The sequence below is a fragment of the Salinicoccus halodurans genome (genome assembly GCF_900114445.1).
GTDB classification, from domain to species: domain Bacteria; phylum Bacillota; class Bacilli; order Staphylococcales; family Salinicoccaceae; genus Salinicoccus; species Salinicoccus halodurans.
Map to the genome: position 1 here is coordinate 159,407 of NZ_FOTB01000006.1, position 13,407 is coordinate 172,813.

15 protein-coding genes and 1 riboswitch are annotated in these 13,407 nt (G+C 42.4%); of the genes, 8 read left to right on the top strand and 7 right to left on the bottom strand.

Going from position 1 to position 13,407, the window contains the following annotated elements; all coding sequences use genetic code 11:
- Positions 1-20 precede the first annotated feature (20 nt).
- The gene (locus tag BM271_RS13050) at positions 21-824 is read right to left on the bottom strand and encodes an alpha/beta hydrolase (protein WP_046790507.1); all 804 of its coding nucleotides are present in this window, start codon (positions 822-824) and stop codon (positions 21-23) included.
- Positions 825-904: 80 nt separating this feature from the next.
- Between BM271_RS13050 and BM271_RS13055 the strand changes: the two genes are divergently transcribed.
- Positions 905-1,417: a gamma carbonic anhydrase gene (locus BM271_RS13055; protein WP_046791514.1), complete on the top strand. Its 513-nt coding sequence runs from the start codon at positions 905-907 to the stop codon at positions 1,415-1,417.
- A gap of 80 nt (positions 1,418-1,497) precedes the next feature.
- The gene (locus tag BM271_RS13060; protein WP_046790508.1) at positions 1,498-2,487 is read left to right on the top strand and encodes a proline dehydrogenase family protein; all 990 of its coding nucleotides are present in this window, start codon (positions 1,498-1,500) and stop codon (positions 2,485-2,487) included.
- Between the two features lie 33 nt (positions 2,488-2,520).
- Here the strand turns inward: BM271_RS13060 and BM271_RS13065 are convergent, their stop codons facing one another.
- A complete protein-coding gene (locus BM271_RS13065; RefSeq protein WP_046790509.1) occupies positions 2,521-3,942 on the bottom strand; it encodes an FAD/NAD(P)-binding protein in 1,422 nt (473 codons plus the stop codon).
- Between the two features lie 99 nt (positions 3,943-4,041).
- Here BM271_RS13065 and BM271_RS13070 point away from each other — a divergent pair, with 99 nt between their 5' ends.
- Together BM271_RS13070 and BM271_RS13075 are read left to right on the top strand one after the other, a co-directional pair.
- Complete coding sequence (locus BM271_RS13070; protein ID WP_052749871.1) at positions 4,042-4,410, top strand: fluoride efflux transporter FluC; 369 nt, start codon at positions 4,042-4,044, stop codon at positions 4,408-4,410.
- On the top strand, positions 4,407-4,766 hold the full coding sequence (locus BM271_RS13075) for a fluoride efflux transporter FluC (protein ID WP_046790510.1): 360 nt from the start codon (positions 4,407-4,409) through the stop codon (positions 4,764-4,766). Before BM271_RS13070 ends, BM271_RS13075 begins: the two co-directional genes overlap by 4 nt.
- A gap of 44 nt (positions 4,767-4,810) precedes the next feature.
- Here BM271_RS13075 and BM271_RS13080 read toward each other — a convergent pair whose 3' ends face one another.
- Together BM271_RS13080 and BM271_RS13085 are read right to left on the bottom strand one after the other, a co-directional pair.
- Positions 4,811-6,190: an NAD-dependent succinate-semialdehyde dehydrogenase gene (locus tag BM271_RS13080; protein ID WP_046790511.1), complete on the bottom strand. Its 1,380-nt coding sequence runs from the start codon at positions 6,188-6,190 to the stop codon at positions 4,811-4,813.
- A gap of 91 nt (positions 6,191-6,281) precedes the next feature.
- Positions 6,282-7,190: a nuclease-related domain-containing protein gene (locus BM271_RS13085; protein WP_046790512.1), complete on the bottom strand. Its 909-nt coding sequence runs from the start codon at positions 7,188-7,190 to the stop codon at positions 6,282-6,284.
- 95 nt (positions 7,191-7,285) lie between these two features.
- On the opposite strand from BM271_RS13085, the gene BM271_RS13090 reads away from it, so the two are divergent.
- Both BM271_RS13090 and BM271_RS13095 read left to right on the top strand, forming a co-directional pair.
- Entirely contained in the window at positions 7,286-7,612 is a 327-nt protein-coding gene (locus BM271_RS13090; protein WP_046790513.1) for a hypothetical protein, read from the top strand.
- 191 nt (positions 7,613-7,803) lie between these two features.
- Positions 7,804-7,992 (top strand): hypothetical protein, encoded by a 189-nt coding sequence (locus BM271_RS13095; protein WP_046790514.1) that lies wholly within the window; start codon positions 7,804-7,806, stop codon positions 7,990-7,992.
- 51 nt (positions 7,993-8,043) lie between these two features.
- Here BM271_RS13095 and metK read toward each other — a convergent pair whose 3' ends face one another.
- Positions 8,044-9,237 (bottom strand): methionine adenosyltransferase, encoded by a 1,194-nt coding sequence (gene metK / locus BM271_RS13100; protein WP_046790515.1) that lies wholly within the window; start codon positions 9,235-9,237, stop codon positions 8,044-8,046.
- An 88-nt stretch (positions 9,238-9,325) separates the two neighbouring features.
- Positions 9,326-9,431: riboswitch (SAM riboswitch) on the bottom strand.
- Positions 9,432-9,577: 146 nt separating this feature from the next.
- Here metK and pckA point away from each other — a divergent pair.
- Entirely contained in the window at positions 9,578-11,158 is a 1,581-nt protein-coding gene (pckA, locus tag BM271_RS13105) for a phosphoenolpyruvate carboxykinase (ATP) (RefSeq protein WP_046790516.1), read from the top strand.
- A 44-nt stretch (positions 11,159-11,202) separates the two neighbouring features.
- Here pckA and BM271_RS13110 read toward each other — a convergent pair whose 3' ends face one another.
- A complete protein-coding gene (locus BM271_RS13110; protein ID WP_046790517.1) occupies positions 11,203-11,667 on the bottom strand; it encodes an NUDIX domain-containing protein in 465 nt (154 codons plus the stop codon).
- Between the two features lie 78 nt (positions 11,668-11,745).
- Between BM271_RS13110 and yidD the strand changes: the two genes are divergently transcribed.
- A complete protein-coding gene (yidD, locus tag BM271_RS13115; RefSeq protein WP_046790518.1) occupies positions 11,746-11,988 on the top strand; it encodes a membrane protein insertion efficiency factor YidD in 243 nt (80 codons plus the stop codon).
- 1 nt (position 11,989) lies between these two features.
- Here yidD and menE read toward each other — a convergent pair whose 3' ends face one another.
- Positions 11,990-13,393, bottom strand: a complete 1,404-nt coding sequence (menE, locus tag BM271_RS13120; RefSeq protein ID WP_046790519.1) for an o-succinylbenzoate--CoA ligase — start codon at positions 13,391-13,393, stop codon at positions 11,990-11,992.
- Between the last annotated feature and the right edge of the window lie 14 nt (positions 13,394-13,407).

Consider the following 13,407-nt stretch of genomic DNA (forward strand, 5'->3'; position numbering starts at 1 on the left):
GACGTCTCTGATCCATTTTTCTATATTAGCAGGCCTATTTTGAATAATTGCATATTCAGGAATGTTTCCAACTGATAGTAAGGGATTTCTATAGCATCTCTCTGGAATATACTGTGCTCCCCGTCTTCAAGGATATGGACTCCTATCTCCTTTGAATTGATGCGCTTGACATATTTTGCCGACAGATAAGGGTCGACGATCTCATTATTTTTACTGAGTATCGCAAGTACAGGTACATCCGGAAAATCATCAAGGTGCTCAGTGGTCGTCTTCATCTGATTGATTACTGTACGGTACCAGTGATAGCTGACTTTCCTGACAATCAATTCATCATTTTCATATTGCTCCAGGAACTTTTTATCCTCTGTGAAATATTTCATTTTTATACCGGGGTTGAAGCGGGTTGCATCACTCGATGTCCGCACACTTGTTTTCAAAGTGTTCTTCCTGTTCATGAATGACTGCTTGAATGACAAAAGCGGATTCAGCAATACAATGCCGTCAATCTGCAGATTGTTCTGTCTGACGGCTTCAAGTGCAATCAATCCGCCCAGCCCCTGCCCTATCAAAAATGTGGGCAGACCGTAATCATGAGCAACTTTATACCATTCATCAATCCTGTCTGTATATTGCGAGAAATCAGTGATGTGTCCTTTATTGACACGTGTCGTCTGGCCATGGCCGGGAAGGTCTCCTGTAATGCAATGGTAGCCCGAACGTCTCAGACGTGAAATCAAGTCCGCATAGTATTCATGATGTTCCATCATGTCGTGGATGACGACCATGACTCCTTTTGGCTGCTGATCCGTTTCCCATTTCCACATCGTAATGCTCCTCACGTAAATTTTTTCTATCCTTATGATAAACTTATTATAACAATCTGATTAGAGAAAGGACATTGGAAATGTTAATCAATTACAAGGGTAAGACACCGAAAATTAATGAAAGCGCTTTTATAGCGCCGAATGCGACTGTTATCGGAGATGTGGAACTGGGTGAAAAAGCATCAGTCTGGTTCGGCACTGTGTTAAGGGGGGATATTGCACCGATACGCATCGGCAACAACTCCAATATACAGGATCTTTCCATTCTCCATGAAACACCGGGGATGCCACTCGTTATTGAAGATAACGTAACAATCGGCCATAAGGTGACCCTCCACAGCTGCACGATTAAAAAGAAAGCGCTGATTGGTATGGACTCCACTGTACTGGACGGTGCAGTGATCGGGGAAAATGCTTTTATCGGTGCTGGCAGCCTGGTGACACCCGGTACTGAAATCCCGCCAAACACCATGGCTTTTGGAAGACCCGCAAAGGTTATCCGTGATCTTACGGAGGAAGATTTCAGAGAAATGGAACGCATCAATGAAACATATGTAAATCATATTCAGCACTATAGATCTGAAGATGACTAATTTTCAAAAAATTAAAGTTGTTTAAAAAATATGTTTAAGAGTACAATATAATATGGTACTTAAATAAGAGGAGGGTGACTATGCCAGTATTAAGAGATATTTTCATTGCACTTTCAGAAAACCAGATGCTGAATGATGCAAGCAAAAAACTGGGACTTAGATTTGGAACCAACAAGGTGGTCGGAGGCATCACAATCGAAGAAACGATTGAGAGGTTCGAAGACATCAACAGTCAGGGAATGAGTGTAACATTTGATAATTTAGGAGAGTTCATAACTGAAAAATCGGATGCAATCAAGGAAAAAAACAATATACTTAACATGATCCAGGCCATAGATGATCATGGTGTTGATGCATCCGCTTCTATAAAACTCACTCAAATCGGACTGCATATCGATTATGATTTCTGTGTTGAAAATGTAAGGGAGATACTTGAGGCAGCAAAAGATGTCAATATGTTCGTCAATATAGACATGGAAAATTTCACATCCCATGACACTACCGTCCACATCGTAGATATGATGATGGAGGAATATGACAATGTCGGGACAGTGCTGCAATCCTATCTGTACAATTCAGCAGAAAATGTTTACAAGTATAAAGATAACAGGATAAGGCTCGTAAAAGGAGCATACAAAGAAAACCCTCGAGTCGCACTGCAGAAAAAAGAAGATATAGATGATGCATATGAACAGCTCATCCGTGTCCATCTGACAGAAGGAGATGGCTTTACATCCATCGCCACACATGATCATAATATCATCAACGACACAATTGAGTTCATCAATGAACAGGGAATACCGAACGACAGATTTGAATTCCAGATGCTGTATGGTTTCAGGAAAGAGCTTCAGACGGAATTGGTCGAACGCGGATATAATGTCTGCGTCTATATTCCATTCGGCAACCAGTGGTATGCCTATTTCATGAGAAGACTTGCCGAAAGACCGCAGAATATTAATCTGGTTCTCAAATCATTCACTAAAGATCCCGCTTTCAAAACAGCGGCAATCGGAAGCGGTGCAGTTCTCGCCGGACTTGCAGCCTACAAACTGTTCAGCCGTAAATAGTAAATGTTCCGGGGGAGACCCTCCGGAACATTTTTATTTTAACCGATCGTAAAACCGGTCTGATAATTTTTTTGTATTTTTTATCAACAGCCACACCGAAGTGGACATATAATCTGCACCGACCGTCAATGCCCCAAGCGCAAACATCTTTTCCAGCGTACCGATATTCGGACTGATTACACTTCTTTCACGGTCCACCATGATGCCTCCAAACTCATTTTGTCCTATCAGCTGACGATCATATAATGCACCGACCAGGCCGTCCATATCCTTCCTGATATCTTTAACGGGACCTGTTGCGTTTATGAGCGTATCCACTTTGTAGTATTCATTCTCATTTGCCCTGATGGAAAATTTCTTTTCCTTTTTTACACTCTCCATATCATCTACGATGAACAGCCTGCCCCCGTTCACCCATTCAATCAGTTTTTCTGCTGCTTCCCTTGGCATTGGCGAGTGGTTTTCATTGATATAGGGGTGATATTTATCCATGAATATCTTTTTATCATTTCTCGAAAGGTATTGAAATATCTCGCTGAATACAGGATTAAGCGCCATGATCAGGTAATGCAGTCGTCCCACCTTTTCAGGATGATCCATGTCATATTTCAAATCTTTCACAGTATTACCGGTTCTTCTTTTCAACAGTGAGTAATCGACATTATTCGCTTCCACTTCCTTTAGAAACAGCTGCCTGAGCGACTCAAGCGGAATCTCATCGCCAATGAGTAAAGACCGGAGTTTCTCTTTCGTAAAATGATGTAATGTAATTTCTGCATGCGCTCCCCTTACCGACGGCATTTCCCCGCTCCTGGAAAATACGAATACCCTTTCTTTTTTGTTTTCCAATATAAGATAACGGATGCAGTCAATCGCCGATAAACCTGTGCCTATGATGCCGGTTTCTCCTTTCAGGTCAGCCATCTTTTCCATAACGGGATAAGGATCCTGTACATATCCATTCATGCCTTCAAGATCATATGGATCGCTGTAACGGAGCATCCCCATGGTCACAAATACATAATCATATACTTTATCCTCACCGCCCGCCGTGAGTGTAAACTTTTTTGTTTCCGAATCATAGCTGACATCATCCACAATGCTAAAAATCAAATGGATATTTTCATTGCTTTCTAACAGTGACTCCAGTTTTTCTTTCGTATATTCACCAAACTGTTTTCTGCTTGTATACTTGGCAGGAGGATATCCTTTCGATTTCAACCATTCAATGTAATCATTGGCATCGTCAGACAGATGCATTTCTTCCGTGGGTATATTAATGAGCAGATGATCGCTGTCGCTGCGGTAAGCCGGCCCTTTCCCCGCCAGGTCTTCCCTGTCATATAAATCCAAATCTATGAAACCTGTATACCTGTCATCAGAAACGATATGATTCACCGTGGATATTCCTGTCACTCCGCAGCCGATGACTGCAACTTTCACTTCTTGGTTCATGATTCCACACTCTCTTCCGGTACACTCTTTATGTTACTATTATATATAGATTTTTATAAATTTGCATGAAATGCATATGAAACGGGCGGAGGATATTCATTGAAAAGATATTTATACATAGCAGCCGGTGCAATGATTGGTGCAGTTCTCAGAATGTCCATTTCATTGATTTCAGCATCTGCCGGCCTCCCATTTTTCACTGGTACATTCCTGGTGAATATGGCCGGCGCTTTTGCTGCCGGTTTCTTCCTATACAGGATAATTGAAAATAGAAAGCGCGGAAAAGATTTCCTGATCACCGGATTGTTAGGCAGCTTCACTACTTTTTCAATGCTTTCATATGAACAGTACATGCTCCTTACAATTGGAGATTATGTCATGTTTATAGTTTACATCGCCATCAATCTCTTGAGCGGTCTTATACTTGCAGCTTTAGGCTGGCAGATTGCAGGAGGCAGAACCAAATGACTTTATTTATATTGGCAGCAGGAGCTGCGCTCGGAGCAGTGCTGCGGGCAGTCATCCTTGATTTTAAAATATTTAAGCAACTCAATATTCCGTACGGGACGGTTACAATCAATATCACCGGTTCGTTTTTAATGGGTATATGCGCCCCGCTTCTTCAAACTTCAAGCATGCTTTATACGCTGATGATCTTTGGTTTCCTCGGCGGCTTCACGACATACTCCGCATTCAGTCTGGATCAGCTTTCATTGCTCCGGGAAAAGAGATACAATGAATTGTTCAAATATAGTTTCATCACGATATTCTTCAGTCTGGTTGCATTGGCGCTCGGTCTCCTGATCGGCGTTTCCGTAGCATGAAGTAAGCGGCTCACCCTGATTCAGGGTGAGCCGTTTACTTTTTATCATATTTTCATTGAAGTGATTTTTGTTTCAAGATACGGCTCTATACCTTCAGGCCCACCTTCACGGCCGATTCCACTCTCTTTTAGACCACCGAACGGTATATGAGCGGCACTCGGTTTACCATTGTTCCAGCCAAGCACACCGAAGTTCAGCCCTTCCTGGAGTTTTATGCCGGCACGATAACTTTCAGTAAAGAAGTACGCTGCGAGTCCATATTCTGTATCATTTGCCTTTTCAATCGCCTCATCCAGATTGCTGAATGTCTGAATGGGGGCGACCGGACCGAATGTCTCCTCGTTCATGATGATCATTTCATCCGTTGCCCCGGTAATGACAGTCGGCTCGATGAAGAATCCCTTGGAGTGATCGCCGTTTCCGCCTGCAGTGATGGTTCCGCCTTTTTCTCTGGCATCATTGATATGCTCCATCACTTTATCATAGCCCTCTTTGTTGATCATCGGACCAACCTGGACACCTTCTTCCATTCCATTGCCGACTTTCAGGTCTTTTACTTTTTCACTGAATGTTTCACTGAATTTCTCTGCAATATCTTCATGTACATAAAATCTGTTTGCACATACGCATGTTTGGCCGGAGTTTCTGAATTTCGTTGCAATGGCATGATCTACTGCAGTTTCAAGGTCAGCATCCTTATGGACAACCAACGGTGCGTGTCCACCCAGTTCCATCGTGATGTTCTTGACCGTGGAAGCCGCACCTTCCATAAGTTTTTTACCAACGGCTGTGGAACCCGTGAAGGTCAGTTTCATTACTTTATCGGACTGTGAAAAGACTTCTCCGGCATCTTTCCCTGAGGCATTCACATACTGGATGACACCTTCTTCGAAGCCTGCATCTTTCGCCAGATCCAGGAATTTCATCGCTGATAAAGGTGTTTCCCGCGCCGGTTTAACTAAGAATGTACACCCTGCAGCCACCGCTGGAGCGGCTTTCCTCGCCATCATGGCCACCGGGAAATTCCACGGTGTGATGGCGGCTACAACACCTATCGGCTGTCTGGTCACTACGAGTCTCACATCATCTTCATGCGGAGGGATTGTCCGGCCATAAGTCCTTTTTCCTTCCTCAGCATAATAATCGATATAGCTGCACGCATATTCCACTTCACCAAGTGATTCTGCGATCGGTTTGCCGTTTTCTTTTGTAATAAGTTCTGCAATTTCATCTTTGTTTTCACGGATCAGCCTGGCCCATTCCACCAGCAATGCACTTCTGTCATGGGCATTTTTCTTTTTGTACTTTTTAAAAGCCTGATGTGCCGCTTCAACCTTCGCTTCAATATCTTCTCTCGAATCTTTTTTAATGCTTCGAATCTCTTCCCCGGTTGCAGGATTCATAACTGTTATCTTTTCAGACATTGTTCTTCCCCCTTGGAAATATATGATTTTGCAATAAAAAAAGCCCTATGAAAAGTATAGGACTTTTGAAGCATCAAAACAAAGAATACGTTTACGGATTCAGGCTGAAGATTTCTTCTGCAATTTCATCCAGTTCTTTGACAGTATACTGGAATCTTCCGTGGAATACATACTTCAGGAAGAAGTTTTCCAATTCTTCTTCACCGACAAGTACCTTGATGGAAGGATCCGCGGAATAATTCGAAATGGAATAATTTCCATTATCTATCGGATTGAAGTAGATCATCGGTACAACATCATATTGAAGCTTGAGTATATTCTTAAGTTTTTCAGCAGATAGCTTGGTTTCTTCTATTGTATGGTTGTAGTGATTCACAGAAACATTCTGGTTATCCGCTTTTTCAAATATCAGAGTCTGTTCTTTGGCTTTATCCAGATTCAGCAAATCAAAGAAAGATTCAACGTAAGGGAGGTCTTCGAAGTTCTCTTCACTTACACCATGAAGGATATGCCCGCCCCAGTATTTTGAATCAATCATGTATATGCCGGTCCTTGTCAACACAAGATGATCGATCTTACGTGTATTTGTATAATTTCTGGATGGCAGATATACGTTTGAGAGGATGTACATGTCCGTCTCTCTGATCTTTTCATCTCTTACAAGACGCTCCTTGAGCTGGATGAGGGACAGATCCGTAAGATACTCGCCTTTATCCACCGTAAACTGGCGGAGACTGGAAAGTTTGTTGTTCAATAAGGTTGTATCATTATGATATTTTTCATTTAATGTTGAAACTTCTTTCTTGTGACTGAGGCGTTCTTCTTCCTGATTGGATTCATATTTCTCTATCAATCCCTGCTTCTCCTTGCTATACTCTTCAGTAAGTGCATTGACTTTATTTCTGTTCTTGAAAAAGTAAACCAGAAAAGCCACCGCGACAATCAGTAAAACTGCAGCAATCGCGATAAAGATTGGATTAGTGAAAATTTCAGTATTCATAATTGAGTTTTCAATTCCTTCCAAATAATGATTTCAAGCCTTCAGTAAGGCTTTGTCCATTATAACAAAATTATTAATATATAAGTGAGGTAAACATGCAATTTTTTATAAATTATAAGTATTTTCCGCCGATGATAAATGACGTATTAGTCAATTACGATCCTGCATCCATCATCATCTCTGAAAGTTCCCAGCAGGATGAATATATTTTCGAAGCGTTGTCTCTATATGATGAGTTTCCTTTCATAAACAGTTTGGCACATCTGGAAAAACAAGTGAATACAATCATGATCGAAAGTTTCAGTGTCTACCCCAACAAATTCACTTCCGAAAACTATGAAGAAGAGAAATATCCACTTGATCCTGAAATGATCAAGCAGCTTTGGAAAATCAAACAGAAATGGATGCGGATGCAGCCTTAAATATGTCAGTCATGTAAAGATTTCCAGGTTATTATATTTACTCAATCATATATGTTTTGAGGTAAATCACCCGGGTACTATTCAACTGACCTGCCAGATACATATAGAGAAATGGCAGGCACTTTCATGAACATGAATAGGATACTTGCAGCAGGTAGCGCAGAAAAACAAAAACTAGGAGGATTATCATTATGGAACTCAGAAAATATCTCTTGGCGGGCGGATTTGCTTCAGTACTCGTTTTAGGTGCATGCGGCGGTGGCGGATCTACAGAAGAAGAATCAACTGAAGAAGGCACGACTACAGAAGAAGATTCCACAATGGATGAGGAAACAACTGAGGATTCCGGCGGCATGGAAGAAGAATCCTCTGAAGAGTAACACTGTTCCACCTAATAGTTTAAGACCCCGGAAAATTTCCGGGGTCTATTTTTAATTCACTTTTTCTTTTTTCAGTTCCGTCTGCAGATGGGCTACTTTATCAATGGCTTCCCATGGGCATTCTTCGGCATTTCTGCCGAAGTGACCGTAACTTGCTGTATTTTTGTATATCGGTCTTTTCAGATCCAGCATCTCGATAATTCCATCCGGTGACAATGTGAAGATTTTTCTGATTGCACCAGTAAGCTCCTCTTCCGAGTATTCAGAAGTTCCGAATGTATCGACTGAAATGGACACAGGCTGACTCACCCCGATTGCATATGCCAGCTGAATTTCACATTTATCCGCCACTTTCGCAGCAACGATGTTTTTGGCAATGTATCTTGCAGCATATGCAGCGGAACGATCCACCTTTGTAGGATCTTTACCACTGAACGCACCGCCTCCGTGCCTTGCGTAGCCACCATAGGTATCCACGATGATTTTTCTGCCGGTCAGTCCTGCATCACCCTGCGGGCCGCCGATTACGAAGCGACCCGTTGGATTGATGATATATTTCGTCTCTTCATCCAACAGCTCAGATGGTACGACCGCCCCGATCACATGGCTCAGGATATCATCATAAATGCGTTCGACCGGGATATCATCATGGTGCTGTGTGGAAACAACAATCGTGTCTACCCTCTTCACATGATCATTCTCATCATATTCCACAGTCACCTGTGTTTTGCCGTCCGGTCTTAAGTAGTCCAAAATATTTTCTTTTCTGACTTCTGTCAATCTTCTTGACAGTTTATGCGCAAGTGATATTGGCAAAGGCATAAGCTCTTCGGTTTCACTGCATGCATATCCGAACATCAGACCCTGATCTCCTGCTCCTGTAGACGCTTCTTCTGTCTCGCGTGTCTCAACCGCATTATTGACACCCTGTGCAATATCCTGTGACTGTTCATCGATACCCGTCAATACTGACATGGTTTTGTAGTCATATCCGAATTTTGCATCGATATAGCCGATATTCTTAACCGTTTCCCTTACTATTTTAGGGATGTCCACATAGGTTTTTGTGCTGATCTCCCCTACAATCATCGCCATGCCGGTGTTGACTACTGTCTCACAGGCAACTCTGGCATGTGCGTCCCCTTTTAGTATTTCATCCAAAATTGCATCCGAGATCTGGTCTGCGATTTTATCAGGATGGCCCTCCGTTACAGATTCAGAAGTAAAAAGCCTGCGCTCTGCCATTTATAAAACTCCTTTGATTAGTTATTAGCTATCTCTTAATAAAAATAATAAAGCCTTTTCCATAAGACAGGAAAAGGCTTCGCTCTTCCCCTTATCGATCAGAATAACTTCTGCATCCTTTAGCACCTTTCTTTTTAGAAAAGAGGTTGCTGGGTTTCATAGGGTATGTTCCCTCCACCGGCTCTTGATAAGAGATAACTTAATCTTTAATATACTAGATGATCAGAGGTAATTCAAGGTAATATTATTTGATTTAATATGTCACATCATTTTATAATGTGTTATACTATTTCGTGAAAGGGTCATACACATCATAAACTGCAAAAATGGAGGCATACATATGGTAAATCATTCTGCATTAATTCAAAACCTTATTTCAAAAGAAACGGCACAGGTTCAGCTTTCTGCTGCGCAACTTGTAGAAAGTTCCCTCAGAAGAGGTGAAGGGAAACTGACAGAAACCGGAGCTCTCAGAGCTGAGACGGGTAAATACACCGGCAGAAGTCCTAAAGACCGTTTTATAGTTGAAGATGAAGTCTCCAGAGATAAAATTGACTGGGGAGAAGTCAATCAGCCGATCTCACAGGAAATCTTTGATAATCTGTACGAAAAAGTGGTCACGCACCTTGATAAAAAGGACGAGGTGTTTATATTCAACGGCTATGCCGGTGCCGATGAAAACACAAGGCTGAACTTGAGGGTGGTCAACGAGTACAGCTGGCATAACATGTTTGCCCGTACAATGTTCATCCGTCCCGAATCCAAAGAGGAAGCATTGGATATCGACCCACAATTCACTATTGTTTCCGCCCCTACCTTCAAAGCAGATCCTGATGTCGACGGTACAAAATCGGAAGCGTTCATCATCGTTTCCTTTGAAAAAGGGATTATTCTGATCGGCGGTACCGAATATGCCGGCGAAATGAAGAAATCCATTTTCTCCATCATGAATTACCTACTGCCGGAAAAAGGTGTCATGAGTATGCATTGCTCAGCGAATGTCGGCGAAAATAAGGATGTCTCCCTATTCTTCGGTCTTTCGGGTACAGGGAAGACTACATTGTCTGCTGATCCGCAAAGAGAATTGATCGGTGATGATGAACATGGCTGGAATGAAGATGGAGTATTCAATATCGAGGGCGGATGCTACGCAAAAACGATTAATCTTTCAGCTGAAAAAGAACCTGAGATCTTCCATGCAATTCGTTTTGGATCTGTTCTTGAAAATGTTGTGCTTGATGAAACAGGCAAGCCTGATTATGATGACGGGGAACTGACTGAAAACACCCGTGCTGCATACCCGCTCGATCATATAGATAATGCACGCATTCCTTCAATTGCAGGACATCCGAATACGATCATCTTCCTGACAGCAGATGCTTTTGGAGTATTGCCTCCAATTTCAAAATTGACTAAATCTCAGGCGATGTACCATTTCCTTAGTGGTTTCACATCAAAGCTTGCAGGAACAGAAAGAGGCATCACTTCTCCTCAGCCGGTATTTTCTACCTGCTTTGGATCACCCTTCCTGCCGCTTCATGCAACAACATACGCAAATATGCTCGGTGACCTCATTGATGAGCATGAAGTGAATGTATATCTCGTAAACACGGGCTGGTCCGGCGGCGAATACGGCGTTGGAAAACGTATGGACCTTACTCATACACGCTCAATGGTCAGACGTGCAATCAGCGGTGAATTGGCACTTAATCCGTTTGAAGAAGATTCAACTTTCGGTTTAAGCATACCGGTTTCCGTACCAGGGGTGCCAAGTGAAATACTGGACCCACGGAACACATGGGAATCCACTGATGCCTATGACGAAAAAGCACAAAGTCTGAAGGAATCATTCATTGAAAACTTTAAGAAGTTCGGTGAAAGTTCTGAGAAAATCGCCAAGGATGGCGGCTTCTCGCTATAAATCGAGTAACCTTCAAATAATGCAGCGCCGTTCAGGTGGCTGCATTATTTTTTTGAAAAGAATGAGTCATCCAGACTCCTGACGTATAAATATCTGATACATTCATCTTCAAGCAAAATACTGCTTTCTTCACCGGGCACTTCCTCAATGGTCCGGTACAGCACCGGTCCGGATGTTTCCAGATAATCACATTTGAAAAATATGTCTTTAATATCGGCATAATAAACCGCCTTGCTGAAAGGACGTTCATCGTGGACAGTGTAAAAACCGACATATTCCAGCGATTCGATACTTGCTCCCGTCTCTTCGAACACTTCTCTGTGTAATGCCTCTTCCAATGTTTCATCAGGTTCGACTTTACCGCCCGGAAATTCAATTCCGCGTATTTTATGATTTGTCATCAAATACTTGTCATCAAACTTACATATTGCGAGCACATGTTTTGCTGATTTATTCTCTTTGAATTCCAATGTAACCTTTCTGCCTTCAAAATCTTTGAATTCAAGCATTGTCTCAACTCCAATATTTGCCTTAATGACATCCACCCTTTATCATTAAGATATTAAAAAGAATGTCTGGTGATTACTATGCGTGCTATACTCCTATCTCTATTCCGGTTCTATCAGAAATTCATCTCACCCATGTTTCCTCCGAGCTGCCGTTTCAATCCGACCTGTTCGAATTACGGCATAGAAGCAATCCAGGAGCATGGTGCATTCAAAGGTGCCTATCTGACAATCAAAAGGATACTGAAATGTCATCCGTTCCATCCGGGAGGATATGATCCTGTTCCGTTGAACCCTAAAAATTATGTAGATAAAAAGCAGTAGGTCATGGACTACTGCTTTTTTTCATATCAAAGATTTCCTGATTTTTCGCACGGGAAACCTTGCCTGTGGAAGTCATGACCACTTCTTCGGTTACATGGATCTCCTTCGGCAGCTTATATCTTGCCAGCCGCTTCTCAAGCGTTGCCATGATTGCATCTTCGTCAAGATAGAAACTATCCTCTATTTCAATAAGAAGCACAGGCACCTCGCCCCACTTCTGATTCTTCTTTTTGATGACTACCGCGTTTTTGACTGACTCATGGCTTACTGCAGCATCCTCAATCTCTTTGGGATAAATGTTTTCCCCGCCGCTTATGATGAGATCATTTCTTCTGTCCAGTATATATAGGTATCCTTCCTCATCAGTATACCCCATATCACCGGTGCGGAAATATCCGTCGTCCAGCTGCAGCTCTGCATTCAAATATCCCTTTGTTACGGCAGGTCCTTTTACAAGAAGTTCACCGTCATTTTCTTCATCGATCCTGATGGAAATATTATCCAATGGACGACCAACTGTTCCTTTTAAAATTTTCGGATCCCCCGGCGCAATGGATACAATCTGCGAACATGTTTCTGTCATGCCAAAAGAATTGTAGACAGGCAGCCCTTTTTCCAGCGCACGATTCAGAATATCCATTGTCACTCCGGCACCGCCCAGCAGAATACCCTGCAGTTCGTGCACGCCCTCATGTTTCATCATTCTTTCAAGCATGACAGGCACCATGCTGACATGTGTTACATTATGTGCCTCAAGTGCATGCCAGACCTCCAGGGGCTCAAATTTTTCAACCAGCACCATTGTGCATCCACGGATGACAGAACGCATTAAAATTGAAAAACCGGAGATATGATAAATTGGATTGACGTTCATCCATACACTGTCCGTAACGTAATTAAAACGGCTTTCACAGCCTAGTGCAGATTCATAATGATTGTCATAGCTCTGTTTTACTGCCTTGGCACGTCCGGTTGTACCTGATGTGAACATGATCGACAGTGTATCATCCCCGGATTTGATTCCAATTAAATTGCCAGTGCTGTCCAGGGTAGATAATTCATCATAATGGACCACAGTGTAATCTTCCATGGAAAATGACGCTGTCGTTACTATAGTATCCACATCGACATCCTGTAACTGCCTGTCAATTTCAACGGCTGTCAACCTGCGGTTGATCATCACGATTTCGATATCGGAAATTATGGCCGCATGAATCAAAATGACCGACTGAAGGGTATTATCAATGAAAAAGCCGATACGCTTCCTGTTCAGTCCATTCAATTTTTCTGATGTAACCTCCGCTTTCCTGTACAATTGTGCAAAAGTAACTGTTTCCCCGTTAAATATAACTGCCGGCTTATCCGGCCGCTCTCCTGCCTGCAGCTCTAACCAATTATAATCCATTTGATACACCTCAT